The 16,094-nt window shown below is 54.5% G+C and carries 15 protein-coding genes; 5 read left to right on the top strand and 10 right to left on the bottom strand.

Features of this window, described 5'->3' with window-relative positions; translation table 11 throughout:
* Positions 1–92 precede the first annotated feature (92 nt).
* The 7 genes from hpf to EL111_RS01555 form a co-directional block, all read right to left on the bottom strand.
* Positions 93–407: a ribosome hibernation-promoting factor, HPF/YfiA family gene (gene hpf / locus EL111_RS01585; RefSeq protein ID WP_123795283.1), complete on the bottom strand. Its 315-nt coding sequence runs from the start codon at positions 405–407 to the stop codon at positions 93–95.
* A gap of 54 nt (positions 408–461) precedes the next feature.
* Positions 462–1,817, bottom strand: coding sequence for an RNA polymerase factor sigma-54 (gene rpoN / locus EL111_RS01580; RefSeq protein WP_123795282.1), 1,356 nt, complete (start codon positions 1,815–1,817; stop codon positions 462–464).
* A gap of 269 nt (positions 1,818–2,086) precedes the next feature.
* The gene (gene lptB, locus EL111_RS01575) at positions 2,087–2,821 is read right to left on the bottom strand and encodes an LPS export ABC transporter ATP-binding protein (protein ID WP_123795281.1); all 735 of its coding nucleotides are present in this window, start codon (positions 2,819–2,821) and stop codon (positions 2,087–2,089) included.
* 55 nt (positions 2,822–2,876) lie between these two features.
* Entirely contained in the window at positions 2,877–3,407 is a 531-nt protein-coding gene (gene lptA, locus EL111_RS01570; protein WP_123795280.1) for a lipopolysaccharide transport periplasmic protein LptA, read from the bottom strand.
* Complete coding sequence (gene lptC / locus EL111_RS01565) at positions 3,388–3,969, bottom strand: LPS export ABC transporter periplasmic protein LptC (protein ID WP_123795279.1); 582 nt, start codon at positions 3,967–3,969, stop codon at positions 3,388–3,390. Before lptC ends, lptA begins: the two co-directional genes overlap by 20 nt.
* The gene (locus EL111_RS01560; protein WP_123795278.1) at positions 3,966–4,502 is read right to left on the bottom strand and encodes a KdsC family phosphatase; all 537 of its coding nucleotides are present in this window, start codon (positions 4,500–4,502) and stop codon (positions 3,966–3,968) included. Before EL111_RS01560 ends, lptC begins: the two co-directional genes overlap by 4 nt.
* A 189-nt stretch (positions 4,503–4,691) precedes the next feature.
* Positions 4,692–5,495, bottom strand: a complete 804-nt coding sequence (locus tag EL111_RS01555; protein WP_123795277.1) for a competence/damage-inducible protein A — start codon at positions 5,493–5,495, stop codon at positions 4,692–4,694.
* A gap of 243 nt (positions 5,496–5,738) precedes the next feature.
* Between EL111_RS01555 and argG the strand changes: the two genes are divergently transcribed.
* Entirely contained in the window at positions 5,739–7,082 is a 1,344-nt protein-coding gene (gene argG / locus EL111_RS01550; RefSeq protein ID WP_123795276.1) for an argininosuccinate synthase, read from the top strand.
* Between the two features lie 514 nt (positions 7,083–7,596).
* On the opposite strand, the gene EL111_RS01545 is transcribed toward argG, so the two are convergent.
* On the bottom strand, positions 7,597–8,838 hold the full coding sequence (locus EL111_RS01545) for an aromatic amino acid transporter (protein WP_123795275.1): 1,242 nt from the start codon (positions 8,836–8,838) through the stop codon (positions 7,597–7,599).
* Positions 8,839–8,971: 133 nt separating this feature from the next.
* Positions 8,972–11,764 carry an isoleucine--tRNA ligase gene (ileS, locus tag EL111_RS01540; protein ID WP_123795311.1) on the bottom strand — a complete coding sequence of 931 codons (2,793 nt, stop codon included), beginning with the start codon at positions 11,762–11,764 and terminating at the stop codon, positions 8,972–8,974.
* 330 nt (positions 11,765–12,094) lie between these two features.
* On the opposite strand from ileS, the gene EL111_RS01535 reads away from it, so the two are divergent.
* From EL111_RS01535 to EL111_RS01525, 3 genes are all read left to right on the top strand, one after another.
* Positions 12,095–13,198 (top strand): anhydro-N-acetylmuramic acid kinase, encoded by a 1,104-nt coding sequence (locus EL111_RS01535; protein WP_123795274.1) that lies wholly within the window; start codon positions 12,095–12,097, stop codon positions 13,196–13,198.
* Between the two features lie 162 nt (positions 13,199–13,360).
* Positions 13,361–13,834 (top strand): preQ(1) synthase, encoded by a 474-nt coding sequence (gene queF / locus EL111_RS01530; RefSeq protein ID WP_123795273.1) that lies wholly within the window; start codon positions 13,361–13,363, stop codon positions 13,832–13,834.
* Between the two features lie 142 nt (positions 13,835–13,976).
* Positions 13,977–14,669 carry a 7-cyano-7-deazaguanine/7-aminomethyl-7-deazaguanine transporter gene (locus EL111_RS01525; protein WP_123795272.1) on the top strand — a complete coding sequence of 231 codons (693 nt, stop codon included), beginning with the start codon at positions 13,977–13,979 and terminating at the stop codon, positions 14,667–14,669.
* 151 nt (positions 14,670–14,820) lie between these two features.
* On the opposite strand, the gene EL111_RS01520 is transcribed toward EL111_RS01525, so the two are convergent.
* Positions 14,821–15,333 carry a pilin gene (locus EL111_RS01520; RefSeq protein WP_123795310.1) on the bottom strand — a complete coding sequence of 171 codons (513 nt, stop codon included), beginning with the start codon at positions 15,331–15,333 and terminating at the stop codon, positions 14,821–14,823.
* Positions 15,334–15,614: 281 nt separating this feature from the next.
* On the opposite strand from EL111_RS01520, the gene EL111_RS01515 reads away from it, so the two are divergent.
* Positions 15,615–16,061: a DUF7832 domain-containing protein gene (locus EL111_RS01515; protein WP_123795271.1), complete on the top strand. Its 447-nt coding sequence runs from the start codon at positions 15,615–15,617 to the stop codon at positions 16,059–16,061.
* Positions 16,062–16,094: the final 33 nt, after the last annotated feature.

The raw sequence follows: 16,094 nt of genomic DNA, 5'->3' as shown, positions 1-16,094 counted from the left end.
CAAAACCACATCGGTATTTTGCAGACGGCCTTTTATGGGTTCCGACCGGCTGTTCCGCTCATTTCGGGGCAGCCGGCCGGCAAACGGTTTTGTTATTCCGTTACGTTCGGGCGGGCGGTGCGGACATCGCCGCTTTTTTCTTTGTGTTTCAACACCGCGCGGTCGAGTTTGTCCATCAATACGTCAATCGCGGCATACATATCCTGCTCCACCGCTTCAACGTGCAAATCCTTACCGGCAAGATGTAAATCCGCTTCGGCCTTTTGGTTGATTTTTTCCACAGAGAGCGTAACCGTTACGGAAATTACGTTGGCAGCATGGCGGTTGATGCGTTCCAATTTGTCGCCAACATAGTTTTTGATGGCATCGGTAACATCGAAATTCAAACCGGTAATTTTCAGGTTCATGATACAGCTCCTTCGTTTGGGTAAATCCGTAAAACGGACGGGAAACGCTTATCGCTATCCGCCTGCTTTGCGCTTATGCGCGGGCGGAATATCCAACAATTCTCGGTATTTGGCAACCGTGCGGCGGGCGATGGAAATGCCCTGCTGTTTGAGCAGTTGCGCCAATGCCTCATCGGAATAAGGCTTGCTGCCGTTTTCATTTTCCACCAACTGCACGATAATGGCTTTCACGGCTTCTTGGCTGACTCCTTCGCCGTCCGCATCGGCATTGACTGCCTGTGTGAAGAAATAGCGTAACGCAAATAATCCGCGCGGGCAAGCTAAATATTTTTGGTTGGCGGCGCGGGAAACGGTACTTTCCGCCACGCCCAATTCTGCGGCGGCATCTTTGAGCAGCAGCGGAGTCATGCCGATTTCGCCAAACATGAAAAAATCCTGCTGGCGTTCAACAATATACTCTGCCAAACGCACTACGGTACTTTCGCGCAACAGCAGGCTGTTGACCTTCTGGCGCGCCTCGTTCAGCTTTTCTTTCCATTCGGGCGAGACATCGTCGGTATCTTTAAACAGGTCGCAATATTCCTGATTCAGCCTGATTCTCGGCCATGCGGCTTCATTGCTGACCACTTTCCAGCCGTCTTTGTCTTCTTTTACCCAAACATCGGGTCTGATATAGGCAGTCGGCTCCTGCACGGCAAAACCGTAAGCAGGATAAGGACGCAGCGAAGCAATCAAATCCAAAGCCGTCTGAATGGTACTGCTGTCCGCTTGCGGAAACAGTTTGCGGAAACGCTTGATATTTTGGGCACGGTTTTTACCCAATTCGCTGAAATGATTTTGAACCAGACGGGCGGCAAGACGGCGTTCCGGCGAGGCAGGCAACCGCATCAGTTGCAACATCAGCGACTCGGTTAACCCCGAAGCGGCCACGCCGGGCGGATCGAAAGCCTGCAAAGCATCTACGGCCTGATGAACATCTTCTTCATCAAGCATCCAGTCCAGCGGGGTATGTTCGATAATATCGGCGGCCTGTTCGGTCAGATAGCCCTGTTCGTCCAGAAAATCAATCAGGATATGCACCAAACCGGCTTCCCGCTCGGATAAGGGGTGTTCGCATACTTGAGCGTGCAGATAGCCGTAAAAGTCTTCCTCGCCGGCAATATTCAGCCATTCGTCTTCAAAATCTTCGGAATGCAGACGGCCTGCGCCCCTTGACGCGGTAAGTTTGCCCCAATCCGCTTCGGGCGCGGTCTCCCCCTCTTCACGCTCCAGCAAAGGATTTTCCTGAAGCCAGTCTTCCACTTCGCGCTCAAGGTCAATACTCGACAGCTGCAACACACGCAATGCCTGCTGCAAATTCTGGTTCAGCTGCTGGGTTTGTTTGAGTTGTAAACCGAAATGGGGATTCATGGCTACATGATGGGAGTTTAAAAATACAGTCGTTGCACACCAAACGATACAGCGTTACCGCACCTTACCGTACTTCCTGCGGCCTTGTCTTGTTTTGCGTGAACCGACAATAAAACAATGATTGGAGAAAACGGCTGTTTTGCAGACGGCATTACGGCAATCCGCAAGGTTTCGACTGCCCCGGTGCGATAATGTGCGACACCGCTCTTACTATGCCGTCTGCATATTTCTGCTTTTTTCGGCAACGCAGCCGGAGCAAACTGTTGTAATCAGTATTTGAAGTTCTCGCCCAAATAAACAGAGCGCACTTGTTCGTTTTCCACCAAGTCCTGCGGCTTGCCCGAAGCCAGTACCGTACCGTCGCTGATGATGTAGGCACGGTCGCAAATGCTCAAGGTTTCGCGCACGTTGTGGTCGGTAATCAGCACGCCGATACCGCGCGATTTGAGAAATTCGATGATTTTCTGAATATCAATCACCGCAATCGGATCGACACCGGCAAACGGCTCGTCCAGCAAGATAAAACGCGGCTTCATCGCCAACACACGGGCGATTTCAACCCGCCGCCGTTCGCCGCCCGAAAGCGAGGGAGCGGGATTATGGCGCAAACGCTCAATATTGAGATCGGCAAGCAGTTTTTCCAATTCTTCGCCGATTTTGCTTTTATCTTCCGTGCAGATTTCCAGAATGGCACGGATATTCTGCTCCACCGTCATCTTGCGGAAAATCGATGCTTCCTGCGGCAGATAACCGACCCCCAAACGGGCGCGCTCGTGTATCGGCAGATGGCGCAACTCCTTGCCGTCCAAGGTTACACTGCCCGCATCGGCAGCAATCAACCCGACAATCATGTAAAAGCTGGTGGTTTTACCTGCGCCGTTCGGCCCGAGCAAGCCGATGACTTCCCCACTCTCGATTTCAAGCGAGAAGTTTTTGACGACTTGGCGTTTTTTGAAACTTTTTTGCAGATTTTGCGCGACAAGGCGGCTGGTTTGAACAGTCATGATGAGGCTTTTCCGTATTTCGTTTGGAAGGGCGCGTTGCCGTTTTACAGACAGCCTATTGCTTGCCGACGCTGCTTGGCTGAATCACCACACTCACGCGGCCGGATTTGGCGGCGGATTTCGTACCGCCCGTTTTAGACGGACCGGCAATGGTATAGACTTCGCTGTGGGTGTTGTAAGTAATTACCGAACCTTCGGCAACATCACCGCCGCGCTCGACCCGCGCACTGCCGGTCAGCACGACCACGCCGTTAGCAGAGGTGTAGTCCACACGGCTGCCGCGTCCTTTGACGACACCTTTGTTATCGTCCAATGTCTGACTGAACCGCACAGGCGAACCTTTTGCCTGCATGATTTGGTTGCCCTTTCCGTCGCGGGCAACGGTTACGCTGTCGGCATTGATGTTGATGGTTCCCTGTCTGATGATGACGTTGCCGCTGAAAGTAGTGGTTTGGTTGGCTTGGTCCAGCATACCTTGGTCGGCTTCAATCTGAATCGGCTGCCGGCTGTCGCTTTGCAGGGCAAACGCGGGCGCGGCGGCGGAAATCAAAACCAATGCGGCGGCTTTATAGATTTTTGACATCATAAATCGTTGCTTTCACTCGTGAAGGTAAGGTCAGCAGACCTTTTTCGTAATCGTAAGTCATGCCCACGGACGAACCGTGCGACCGGCCGTATTCAAACTCAACGGGCGATTTGGTGCTGGCAAAGCGGGTTTCGGTATCGACGTGCAGCTTGTCGGTTTTCACCACTCCTGCGGGGCGGTCGGCTTCGGCGGTTTTATTCATCACCACATCCTGCTCGAACCATACCTGTTTGCTGTCGGTATGGTATGCCGCCAAACGGCTGTCTACCTGATACAGCAGCTTGCCGTCTGCATAGACCAGCAGCTTGGGCATACCGAAATGTACTTCTTTGCTTTCGGGAAGCTGCCATGCGGTTTCGGCAGTCAGGTGCTCTTTCAGACGGCCTTGTTCGTCAAAATGCCTGCCGTCAATAACCTGCATGGCATATTGCGGCTCATCGGGATTGAGTTTGACTTCTTCGGTTTGGATTTCACTGATGCGCCCCAGCCATGCGGACAAACCGCCCAAGGCCACCGCCAGCACCAGTGGAAACGCTATGCCGTACCGCCAACGTATTTTCATTTCACATACTCTTGCAAAGCAAGCTCAAGCGTTCCTTGTGCCTGCATAATCAGATCGCACACTTCGCGCACCGCGCCCTTGCCTGCCGGACGGTTGGTTACATAAGCCGCGTGCTGCAATGTAAACCAATGTGCTTCGGGTACGGCAACAGGCAGTCCGCAGCGCACCATTACCGGCAAATCCACTACATCATCGCCGACAAAGGCACATTCGTGTTCCGCCACACCCGCTTGCGCGCGCAATTCGGCATAGGCGGCGCGTTTGTTGTGTATGCCTTTGAAATAATAATTGATGCCGAGCTGCTGCACACGCAGCCCAACAGACGGCGCGTCCCTGCCGGTAATGATGGCCGTCTGTACACCGCTTGCCTGCAACATTTTCAAGCCGTGCCCGTCCAGCGTGTGAAAGGATTTGACTTCTTCGCCGTTGTCGCGGATATAGATACGGCCGTCGGTCAGCACCCCGTCCACATCGAGAACCAGCAGTTTGATTTTTTCGGCGCGCGCGCGCAATTCCGGCGTAAGGGTTTGCATAACATATCCTGAATCAATTTCAGCCTGCCGCGGCCACGAATCACACATCAAGGCCGTCTGCAAAATACTGTTCGGCAGATACGGACGGCAGACTTTTGCAGACGGCATTTTATCATGTTCGTACGCAACAGCCGTCTGAAAATGTAAAAATAGTCGGCACATCGGGAAAGACGGCGGCAAACAGCGGCCTTATTCCGCCCTGTCTTTCCATTCCGCACCCAAGTCATGCAGCTTTTCCAGTAAGGCTTCCCATGCCCCGTCCAACTGCGCCACCGCCGCACCCTCGGCTTTGATACCAAACTCAATATGCGGCGCAACGGTTTGGCCGTCTGCATTCGTCCAACCCACGCTCGGCAGACTGAACGAGCGGATTTCGGGATAATGCTCCTCCACCCACTGCATCAGCGGCGCAATCCGCGATTCGGGCTGGCGGAACACATATACATGGCGGCTGCCGCGCGCGGTTTGATGGAAGCGGTCGGCATAATAAGTATCCAACACCCATTGCGCCATCGGGTGCGCCATCACCGGAAAACCGGGCAAGAAATAATGCTCCCGAACCGAAAAACCGGCAATCTTATTAAACGGATTAGGTATCAGCGCCGCCCCTTCGGGAAAATCCGCCATCATCAGCCGCCGGCGGTGTTCGGCAGAATCCAACCCCTCGCCGCGCCCCAAGGTAACGCCGTCGATGATTTCAGCCGCTTCCGCATGGCGCACCAGCGGCACACCCAAAGCCTCTGCCGCCGCCTGCCGCGTGTGATCGTCCGGCGTTGCGCCGATACCGCCTGTTACAAAAGTCGGCAGGCCGTCTGCAAAACTGCGGTGCAGTTGCTTGGTCAGCAAATCGGGTTCATCAGGCAGATACTGTACCTGATTGAGCTTGAGGCCGTGCTGCTCCAGCATCGATTTGAAAAACGCAAAATGTTTGTCCGTGCGCGTACCGTGCAGGATTTCATCACCAATAATAATGAGATTGAATGCCGTATTCATGTTTTTTCTTTCTAAGGCCGTCTGCAAAACAAAGTATGGTCGGGAAACCCACCCGCTCCGACTGTCCGAACCTCTTCTTTATCCTACCAACCTAGCGGATTGTCAACGGTTTCATTATAATAACTCTTTTACTATTGCCCTCATTCGCTTGAGGATTTGCCCACCCGACTGAAAATCGCCGGATTCCCGCTGTTCCCGCCTGTGCGGCAACGGCGGCAGACTGCGATTTGCCAAGGATTCCCCATGAGCCAAAACCATACCATTCTGCAAAATCTGCCTGTCGGCCAAAAAGTCGGCATCGCCTTCTCCGGCGGCTTGGATACTTCCGCCGCGCTGTTGTGGATGAAACTCAAAGGCGCGCTGCCCTATGCCTACACCGCCAACCTCGGCCAGCCCGACGAAGACGATTACAACGCGATTCCGAAAAAAGCCATGGAGTACGGCGCGGAACAGGCGCGTCTGATTGACTGCCGCAGCCAGCTGGCGCACGAAGGCATCGCTGCCATCCAATGCGGCGCGTTTCACGTTGCCACCGGCGGTATCGCTTATTTCAACACCACGCCTTTAGGCCGCGCCGTAACCGGCACCATGCTGGTATCGGCCATGAAGGAAGACGATGTCAACATCTGGGGCGACGGTTCTACCTACAAAGGCAACGATATCGAGCGTTTCTACCGCTACGGCCTGTTGACCAACCCTGCGCTGAAAATCTACAAACCGTGGCTCGACCAGCAATTTATCGACGAACTGGGCGGCCGCCACGAAATGAGCGAATTTTTGATTACCAACGGTTTCAACTACAAAATGTCGGTGGAAAAAGCTTACTCCACCGATTCGAATATGCTGGGTGCTACCCACGAAGCCAAAGATTTGGAATTTCTGAACAGCGGCATCAAAATCGTCAAACCGATTATGGGCGTAGCCTTCTGGGACGAAAACGTCGAAGTGAAACCGGAAGAAGTGACCGTGCGCTTTGAAGAAGGCGTACCCGTCGCTTTGAACGGCAAAGAATTTGCCGACCCGGTAGAACTCTTCCTCGAAGCCAACCGCATCGGCGGCCGCCACGGCTTGGGCATGAGCGACCAAATTGAAAACCGCATCATCGAAGCCAAATCGCGCGGCATTTACGAAGCCCCGGGCATGGCCTTGTTCCACATCGCCTACGAGCGTTTGGTGACCGGTATCCACAATGAAGACACCATCGAGCAATACCGCATCAACGGCTTACGTTTGGGCAGATTGCTGTACCAAGGCCGCTGGTTCGACAGTCAGGCACTGATGCTGCGCGAAACCGCACAACGTTGGGTAGCCAAAGCCGTTACCGGCGAAGTAACGCTGGAATTGCGCCGCGGCAACGACTACTCGATTCTGAACACCGAATCGCCCAACCTGACCTATCAGCCGGAGCGTTTGAGCATGGAAAAAGTGGAAGACGCGGCATTTACCCCGCTTGACCGCATCGGCCAACTGACCATGCGTAACCTCGACATCGTCGATACCCGCGGCAAATTGGGCATCTATTCGCAAAGCGGTCTGCTGCAACTGGGCGAAGGTTCGGTATTGCCGCAACTGGGTCATAAAAAATAACCGTATATCAAGTTTGGTTTAAAATTCGACCACACCATGCCGTCTGCAAAACAACACCGTAAATATACGGAGCAATTTGCAGACGGCATGTTTTTTCATACACATGGTTTCCGCACAAAAAAACCAAACGGCAAGCCCATACCGTTTGGCTTTTTTATATTTATAGTCATTTAAAATAAGAATGATACAGCGTTGCTTTGCCTTGCCGTACTATGTGTACTGTCTGCGGCTTCGCTGCCTTGTCTCATTCTTATTTTATTCGACTATATTTATAGTAGTTGTTTCAATTTAAGTCGGAATAAGACCGCAGGCAGTTGGCAGCACTCATCATACGGCAAAGTGCAAACGCCGCATCAAACCAAAACGGCAACAGCGATATTTTCCGCCTTTCAAAACAGGAACGGTACAGTATTGCCGCACAGACTGCCTTGTTTATCCTGTATTATCCAATACCAAACTTTCGCCAAACAGACCAAACCAATCCGTCTGTTTATCTGCCTGCCCGACACGCGGGCTAACCTTTAAATACCGGCACCCATTCGAGCTGGCTCAAAACCTGTGCGGCGATGTTGGCCAGTCCGAACACAAATACCCATACCATGAGGAATGCACCGCCGCTGATACGGTAGCCTTTTCCCGCACCGAATTTCCGGCGCGCACGGTAAAGCAGCATGGCAGGGATAATGGCAGCCCACACCGAAGCCGCCAAGCCGACATAGCCGATGGCCGTTACGAATCCGGTCGGAAACAGCAGGCAGCACACCAGCGGCGGCAGGAAAGTCACCGCAGCTGTTTTAGTGCGTCCGGCGGCAGAATCGTCCCATTTGAACAAATCGGCAATATAGTCGAACAAGCCCAGCGTTACCCCCAAAAAAGAAGAAGCAATCGCCATATAGCCGAAAACCGCCAATATTTCCCCCATGCTGCCCGTCGGCACAAAAGCCGACAGCGTTTCAATCAATACCGACACCTGTCCGCCCGCAGCAATGACCGGCGCAAACTCATTGCGCGGCAGGTTGCCCTGAATCGCCAGCTGCCACAAAACATAAATCACCAATGCAATCAGCGTACCGGTTTTCAAGGCCGTTGAGACTTTCGGGGCATTGCCGCCGAAATATTTCAGCAGGCTGGATACATTGCCGTGGAAACCGAATGAAGCCAGACAAACCGGCAGCGCGGCAGCAACATAAATCCAATACTCCGTACCGGCGGCGGCATTGCTGTCCAACAGCACCGGAAGTTTCACGCCGGCAACCAGCCCGCCGGTCGCCCAGACAAACGCCAGCACCATGCCGCCGATTAAAATACTGGTAAAACGGTCGACCAAGCGTGTCGAAATCCACACGCAGGCTGCCAATACGCCGAAAAATACCAATTGTCCCGCCGGCAGCCCCACTTCGCTGCCCGTCAGGCTGCCCAAACCTTGCGCGGTCAAATCGCCGCCGACAAAAATATAGGCATAGGTGAGCAGGTAAAGGGTGAAGGCGACGGCCAAGCCGTTCACCACATTCCAGCCGCGCCCGAGCAGGTCTTTCACCATGGTGTCGAAACTCGCCCCGTGGGGGTAATGGGTGTTCACTTCCAAAATCATCAGGCCGCTGGAGAGCATGGAAAACCAAGTATAAAGCAATACCGCAACCGAACCGGCAAACCACACCCCCGAAGTGGCGGTAGGATTGGCAAACATACCCGCGCCGATAACCGTACCGGCAATAATCATGGCGCCGCCGAACAGCGACGGAGTTTTATCAGACATTTCAGACGGCCTTTATTAAAATTTGTTAAGAACTATTATGCCGTAAAACAACCCGTTTGAATAGAAAAAGCCGTCTGAAAACAGCAAGTTTTTCAGACGGCCTTTATTGTGCCGGCAATTACTTGTCAGGCAATCAAGCGTAATGACGCTCTTCGCCTTTGCCGTCGATATTGTCCGCGCAGCGGCCGCAGATGGTTTCATGGCCGGAAACGGAGCCGATGTCGTCGGTGTAGTGCCAGCAGCGTTCGCATTTTCCGCCTTGGCTGGCGTGTGCGCTGACATTCAGCTCATCGCCTTTGGTAACGGCGGCTTTGGAAACCAGCAGGGCAAAGCGCAGTTCGCTGCCCAATGCCTGCAAGGCGCGGTAGCTTTCTTCCGGTGCGCTGATTTCGATTTCGGCCTGTAGTGACGAGCCGACGGTTTTGTCGGTACGCAAAGGTTCGATGGCGGCGGTAACGGCTTCGCGCACTTCGCGGACGGCTGTCCATTTTTTCACGATTTCGGCTTCTGCTTTTTCGTTGACGGGCGGGAACTCGTGCCAAGTGTGGAACAAGACGCTGTCTTCTTCGCCGCCGCCGATGATGTCCCACGCTTCTTCGCCGGTGAAACACAAAACTGGTGCAATCAGCAGAACCAGACTGCGCGTGATGTGGTAGAGCGCGGTTTGCGCGCTGCGGCGGGCGTGGCTGTCGGCTTTGGTGGTGTAGAGGCGGTCTTTCAGGATGTCGAGATAGAATGCGCCCAAGTCCTCCGAGCAGAAAGATACGATGTCTTTCACGGCGAAATGGAAGGTGTAGCGCGGGTAGTAGTCGCCTGCCACACGCTCTTGCAGCCGGCGCGCCAGAATCAGGGCGTAGCGGTCGATTTCGACCATTTGGTCCTGCGGTACGGCGTGTTCGAAGGGGTTGAAGTCGCTGAGGTTGGCAAACAGGAAGCTCAAGGTGTTGCGGATGCGGCGGTAGCTTTCGGTTACGCGCTTGAGGATTTCTTTGGAAATCGCCAGTTCGCCCGAATAGTCGGTCGAGGCCGCCCACAGGCGCAAAATATCCGCGCCGAATTCGTTGTACACCTCTTGCGGGGCGACGACGTTGCCGATGGATTTCGACATTTTGCGGCCGTTTTGGTCGACTACGAAGCCGTGTGTCAGCAGTTGTTTGTACGGTGCGCGCGCCATTGAGGAGGCGCAGCCGGTGAGCATGGAGGATTGGAACCAGCCGCGGTGCTGGTCGCTGCCTTCGAGGTATAAATCGGCAGGCCATGCCAATCCGTCGCGCTGTTTCAAAACGGAATAGTGGGTGGAGCCGGAGTCGAACCATACGTCCATGGTGTCGGTGAGCTTGTCGTATTGTTCGCAGTCTTCCGCGCTCAGGAGTTCGCTTTTATCGAGGGCAAACCAAGCTTCGATGCCTTTTTCTTCGATGCGTTGCGCCACTTGTTCCAAAAGTTCGGCGGAGTTTGGGTGCAACTCGCCTGTTTCTTTGTGGACGAAGAAGGTCATCGGCGTACCCCAATAACGCTGGCGGGAAACCACCCAGTCGGGGCGGCCTTCAATCATGGCCTGCAGGCGGGCACGTCCCCAAGACGGGAAAAACTCGGTATCGTCCACCGCTTTCAGGGCTTTGTCGCGCAGGGTTCTGCCGTCGGCACCCGCTTTGTCCATGCCGATAAACCATTGGCCGGTAGCGCGGTAAATCAGCGGGGTTTTGTGCCGCCAGCAGTGGGCGTAGCTGTGTTCCAGCTTAGCATTGGCGAGCAGGCGGTTGTTTTCCTGCAGCCACTCGATGATGACCGGATTGGCTTCCCATACGGTCATGCCGGCCACGCGGGGCACTTCGCTGATGTAGCGGCCTTCGGCATTGACGGGGTTGTAAAGTTCGATGCCGTATTTGTTGGAAACGAAGTAGTCTTCCAAACCGTGTGCGGGCGCGGTGTGCACCAAGCCGGTACCGGCATCGGTGGTAACATGGTCGCCGTTGAGCATCAGGATGTCGCGCTCGATAAACGGATGGCTGAGGTGCAGGTTTTCCAATGCCGCGCCGGTGGTTTCGGCCAAGACGGTGAGGCCGTCTGCATCGAAGCCGTAGCGTTTCATCGCATCTTCGGCCAAATCTTTCGCCAATACCAATTTGCCTTTCGGCGTATCTATCAGCTGGTAAACAATTTCCGCTCCGGCGGAAACGGCTTGGCTGGCGGGCAGCGTCCACGGCGTGGTCGTCCAGATGACGGCGCAGGCTTCGCCGTCGATGTTGCTCAAACCGAAGGCTTCGGCGAGTGCGGCGTTGTCTTTAAAGGGGTAGGCCGCGTCGATGGCGGGAGAGATTTTGTCTTTGTATTCCACTTCGGCTTCGGCCAAGGAAGAACCGCAGTCGAGACAGAATTGGACGGGTTTCGCGCCGCAGTAGAGATAGCCCGATTGGTAGATTTCGCCCAAGGTGCGCACGGTGTCGGCTTCGGTTTTGAAATCCATGGTCAGATAGGGATTGTCCCAATCGCCCAATACGCCCAAGCGGATGAAGTCTTTTTTCTGGCGGGCGATTTGTTCGGCGGCGTATTCGCGGCACAATTCTCGGAAACGGGCTTTGGGCATGTCTTTGCCGTGCAGCTTTTCCACCATCACTTCAATCGGCAGGCCGTGGCAGTCCCAACCGGGGACGTACGGCGCGTCGAAACCGGCTTGGGTTTTGCTGCGGATGATGATGTCTTTCAGGATTTTGTTGACCGCATGGCCGATGTGGATGTCGCCGTTGGCATACGGCGGGCCGTCGTGCAAGATGAATTTCGGGCGGCCTGCTGCTTTTTGGCGCAGCTTTTGATAGCGTTTGAGCTCGTACCAGCTTTTCAGCCATTCGGGTTCGCGCTTGGCCAGATTGCCGCGCATGGGAAACGGACTTTCGAGCAGGTTGACGGTTTTGCTGTAATCGGTCATGTCGTGTATCTCGGTCGGTGTCAAAATGGTTTGCAGACGGCCTTTGAGCAGCCGGCAGCGCAACGGCGGCGGGAACGGGTGCAACCCAATCTGCCCAAAGCGTCATGCCTGTTTGGAAATTCAGGCCGTCTGCAAAATATTTATTCAAAGGACTTATTGTAGCCGAATTGTATTGTTTTTATAAGGGGTTTCACACAATCCCGCAGGCCGCCGCATACTGCCTGCACATCAGGCCGTCTGCAAAACGAAACCCGAACCGTACCGCCGTATCCGTATGGAAAACTTGTTGCTTTGACGATACAATGAAATTTTTCCACTCGCAGGGCGCAAATGGCTTCCCAATACTATATCGGTCTGATGTCCGGCACCAGCATGGATGGTGCAGACGCCGTACTGATTCAGATGGACGGCGGCAGGTGGCTGGGCGCGGCAGGCCATGCTTTCGTACCGTTTGCAGACGGCCTGAGGCAGGATTTGCTGGCACTTCAAGACACCGGCTACAATGAGCTGCACCGCAGCATCATGCTGTCGCAAACCTTAAGCCGTCTGTATGCAGATGTCGTGCAAACACTGCTGGCGCAGCACAATCTGCAACCGTCCGACATCACCGCCATCGGCTGCCACGGCCAAACAGTACGCCACGCACCCGAATATGCTTACAGCGTGCAACTGGCGGATTTGCCGCTCTTGGCAGAGCTGACCGGTATTTTCACCGTCGGCGACTTCCGCAGCCGTGATTTGGCGGCGGGCGGACAAGGTGCGCCGCTGGTTCCTGCCTTTCATCAGGCCCTGTTCCGACAGTCCGGCGAAACGCGCGTTGTCTTGAACATCGGCGGCATTGCCAACATCAGCGTGCTGCCGCCGCAAGATGCCGCTTTCGGCTTCGACACCGGCCCGGGCAATATGCTGATGGACGCATGGATGCAGCACATCTGGCAGCTTCCTTACGACCAAAACGGCGAAAAAGCCTCGCAAGGCAGGCTGCTGCCCGATTTGCTGGCTGCCCTGCTCGATCACCCTTATTTTTCCCAACCTTATCCGAAAAGTACCGGACGCGAGCTGTTTTCGCTGGAATGGCTCAGAGGCCGTCTGCAAGGCGGCGAAGCACCGGAAGACGTGTTGCAGACCTTGCTGCATTACACCGCCCGAACCATTTTCGATGCCGTTATCGCTGCTGCACCCGATGTACGGAATATTTATGTTTGCGGCGGTGGCATCCGCAACGGCGCATTGATGGACACCTTGTCGCAACACTTCGCACCGCACGGTGTCCGCCTGCACAGCACGGCCGCACTCAATCTCGATCCGCAGCAGGTTGAAGCTGCCGCTTTCGGCTGGCTTGCCGCCTGTTGGGTCAACCGCATTCCCGGCAATCCGCACCATGCCACCGGCGCAAACAAGCCCTGTATTCTGGGTGCGGGGCATTACGCCTGAAGCCCCGACACCTGCCCCACACACCCATACGGCTGACCGTTTGCAGACGGCAGCCGTATTTTGTGCAGACAAAAAGCATTGTGTTACAATCCGCGCCGTGGTTCGCAAACCTCCCACAGGTGCAGCCGGAACAGGCCGCCCGACAAAACTAAGGAAAACACAATGTCCCGCAATGCTCAAGAGCTGGAAGGCATTACCCTTCTCGGCAACCAAAACACGCAATATCACAGCGAATACGCGCCGGAAGTCTTGGAAGCCTTCGACAACAAACACCCCGGCAACGACTATTTCGTCAAATTCATCTGCCCCGAATTTACCAGCCTATGCCCGATGACCGGCCAGCCCGACTTCGCTACCTTGTATATCCGTTACATTCCCGATGTCAAAATGGTAGAAAGCAAGTCGCTGAAACTCTATCTCTTCAGCTTCCGCAACCACGGCGATTTTCATGAAGACTGTGTCAACATCATCATGAAAGACCTGATTGCGCTGATGAATCCCAAATACATCGAAGTCTATGGCGATTTCACCCCGCGCGGCGGTATTGCCATTCACCCGTTTGCCAACTACGGCCGCAAAGACACCGAATTTGAAGCCCTCGCCCGCAAACGCCTGTTTGAACACGATATGCAGTAAGGCCAAGCCGTCTGCATATTGAAGCAGCCTGCTGCAAACGCACCGCAGCAGGCTGTTCCCGTGCCGTCATGCCGCATCTGCCCGACCGCCCTTTTTGCAGACGGCCTTTGACGCGCCAAACCGACTTTCCCGAAAGATTCTTATGTATTCGTTTACCCCCGCGCAACAACGCAAAGCCCTGTTTTGGCTGGTGTTGTTTCACATCTTGATTATCGCCGCCAGCAACTATCTGGTACAGTTTCCGTTTCAGATTTTCGGCGTACACACCACTTGGGGCGCCTTTACGTTCCCCTTTATTTTCCTGACTACCGACCTGACGGTACGGATTTTCGGCGCAACGCTGGCGCGGCGGATTATTTTCCGCGTGATGTTTCCCGCACTCGCCCTGTCCTATTTGGTATCCGTACTGTTCAGCAGCGGCAGTTGGACGGGCTGGGCAGCCTTAAGCACATTCGATACCTTTGTCGGCCGCATTGCCTTGGCCAGTTTCGCCGCCTACGCTCTCGGGCAGATTCTCGATATTTTCGTGTTCAACCGCCTGCGCCGCCTGAAATCTTGGTGGGTTGCGCCAACCGCTTCTACTTTTTTGGGCAATGCTTTGGATACGCTGGTCTTTTTCGCCGTTGCCTTTTATGCCGGCAGCGATGAGTTTATGGCGGCGCACTGGCCGGAAATCGCTTTTGTCGATTATTTGTTCAAGCTGGTTATCTGCACCTTGTTTTTCCTGCCTGCCTACGGTGTCGTCCTGAATGTTCTGACGCGCAAACTCACCTCCCTGCCGTCTGCAAATACCGCAACGGAACGGCATATCGGGGAAGAAGCGCGTACCGTATAGTTATCGGCGACACGGCAAAGCAGCGGTGCGGCAGCAATCCCGACCGCCCGACATTCGCGCAAAAAGGCCGTCTGCAAAATATACATTTGAACTCAAAGGTTTCATTGTATATTTTGCAGACGGCCTTTTATCTCCGACACGCTTCGCCGCGCTACCTCTGTCCGCTTTTACACACCGAAGGCAGATAAACGTCGTCCAATTCCGATTCGCACGTCCAGCGGATTTTGTCTTGCGGGCTGACGGGCGGCTCTTCCGCCGCCGCCATCAATGAAAACGCAGCAGCCTGCGGCGTAACCTTATTCGGATATTCCGCCACAAACACCAGCGATTTGCGGCGTAACGGTTCGGCGGCCTCATCGCTGAATTCGGCGGCGATGCTGTTGCCGTTTTGAATGCGAACCCCTTTGATAAAGCGGCTGTTGAACGCTTCGGGTTGAATATCGATATAGTCGCGGCTGGTTTCCGCATAATTCTGATCGACCTGCCGCCGCAACACCGCCAATGCCGTCAATGCTTCATTGACCTGCGCGCGGGCAACATAAATCTGGTAAACCGGTATGGCAACGGCGGCAAATACGCCTAAAATCGTTAAGACAATCACCAGCTCGAGTACGGAAAATCCGTATGCTTTGCCGGCATGCTTCCCGCATTTCCGAAATATCATTTTGTGTTCTCTAGTGGAAATGTACAGCCGTTTCCGTTCAGGCAGACAAGTCGTGCAACCGCCGCCGGCAAGCCGCACGGCAACGCCGTATCCGCCCGGAATGGAAACGATGAATCATGTAATGTGTTATCCGTTAATCATACCATAAAACAACGCCGTGCCGTCTGCAAAACCACGCGCATTTTGCAGACGGCCTGACGATGGCAAACGCATACCGTTTCTTTATTTCTAACCGCTTATTCCCTATAATGCACTATTGATTCTTTCTGCGCCGCACCGCCATGTACGACCACATTCTTTTCCACACCGAAGAAGACTACCCCGCCGGTTTGCCCGAAGAAAATGCCGCCACCCACATCGGTATGTATTTCCAATGGGCGGCTTCGCAAGGCTTGGTTAATCCCGTTTGGCAAAGTGCGCCGGAAACCGCCGCCGATTTCGCTGCCATGCAGCAAGGCAGCTTCAGCGGCGCGCAGTTTGTGCTGAAACACATGGGCGGCGCGATAACACCCGATGATTTTACCGATGTCGGACAATGGTTTACCGAATTTTATTACGACGATGAAGAAGACGGTTACGGCGCATTTATGGAAGACTATGTTGCCGCGCTCGATACCCCTTCGCTCGGCAGTATTTACCATGTTGCCGACACCCCCGAAAACTTTGCCGCGCTTGCCCCTGTTTTTCAGACGGCCTTCAACCGCTGGGCGGCAAGCCTGAAACGCTGAATCCCTGATTTACAGACGGCCTCCGGTTTGCCA

The sequence above is a fragment of the Neisseria animalis genome (genome assembly GCF_900636515.1).
In the GTDB taxonomy this organism is placed as follows: Bacteria; Pseudomonadota; Gammaproteobacteria; order Burkholderiales; family Neisseriaceae; genus Neisseria; species Neisseria animalis.
The sequence above is the reverse complement of the archived record's forward strand: the minus strand, read 5'-3'. Positions and strand labels throughout refer to the sequence as shown.

Bases quoted from the DNA above. Each gene is read 5' to 3' on its own strand.
- hpf (WP_123795283.1), bottom strand. From the start codon at position 407: ATGAACCTGAAAATTACCGGTTTGAATTTCGATGTTACCGATGCCATC.
- rpoN (WP_123795282.1), bottom strand. From the start codon at position 1,817: ATGAATCCCCATTTCGGTTTACAACTCAAACAAACCCAGCAGCTGAAC.
- lptB (WP_123795281.1), bottom strand. From the start codon at position 2,821: ATGACTGTTCAAACCAGCCGCCTTGTCGCGCAAAATCTGCAAAAAAGT.
- lptA (WP_123795280.1), bottom strand. From the start codon at position 3,407: ATGATGTCAAAAATCTATAAAGCCGCCGCATTGGTTTTGATTTCCGCC.
- lptC (WP_123795279.1), bottom strand. From the start codon at position 3,969: ATGAAAATACGTTGGCGGTACGGCATAGCGTTTCCACTGGTGCTGGCG.
- EL111_RS01560 (WP_123795278.1), bottom strand. From the start codon at position 4,502: ATGCAAACCCTTACGCCGGAATTGCGCGCGCGCGCCGAAAAAATCAAA.
- EL111_RS01555 (WP_123795277.1), bottom strand. From the start codon at position 5,495: ATGAATACGGCATTCAATCTCATTATTATTGGTGATGAAATCCTGCAC.
- argG (WP_123795276.1), top strand. From the start codon at position 5,739: ATGAGCCAAAACCATACCATTCTGCAAAATCTGCCTGTCGGCCAAAAA.
- EL111_RS01545 (WP_123795275.1), bottom strand. From the start codon at position 8,838: ATGTCTGATAAAACTCCGTCGCTGTTCGGCGGCGCCATGATTATTGCC.
- ileS (WP_123795311.1), bottom strand. From the start codon at position 11,764: ATGACCGATTACAGCAAAACCGTCAACCTGCTCGAAAGTCCGTTTCCC.
- EL111_RS01535 (WP_123795274.1), top strand. From the start codon at position 12,095: ATGGCTTCCCAATACTATATCGGTCTGATGTCCGGCACCAGCATGGAT.
- queF (WP_123795273.1), top strand. From the start codon at position 13,361: ATGTCCCGCAATGCTCAAGAGCTGGAAGGCATTACCCTTCTCGGCAAC.
- EL111_RS01525 (WP_123795272.1), top strand. From the start codon at position 13,977: ATGTATTCGTTTACCCCCGCGCAACAACGCAAAGCCCTGTTTTGGCTG.
- EL111_RS01520 (WP_123795310.1), bottom strand. From the start codon at position 15,333: ATGATATTTCGGAAATGCGGGAAGCATGCCGGCAAAGCATACGGATTT.
- EL111_RS01515 (WP_123795271.1), top strand. From the start codon at position 15,615: ATGTACGACCACATTCTTTTCCACACCGAAGAAGACTACCCCGCCGGT.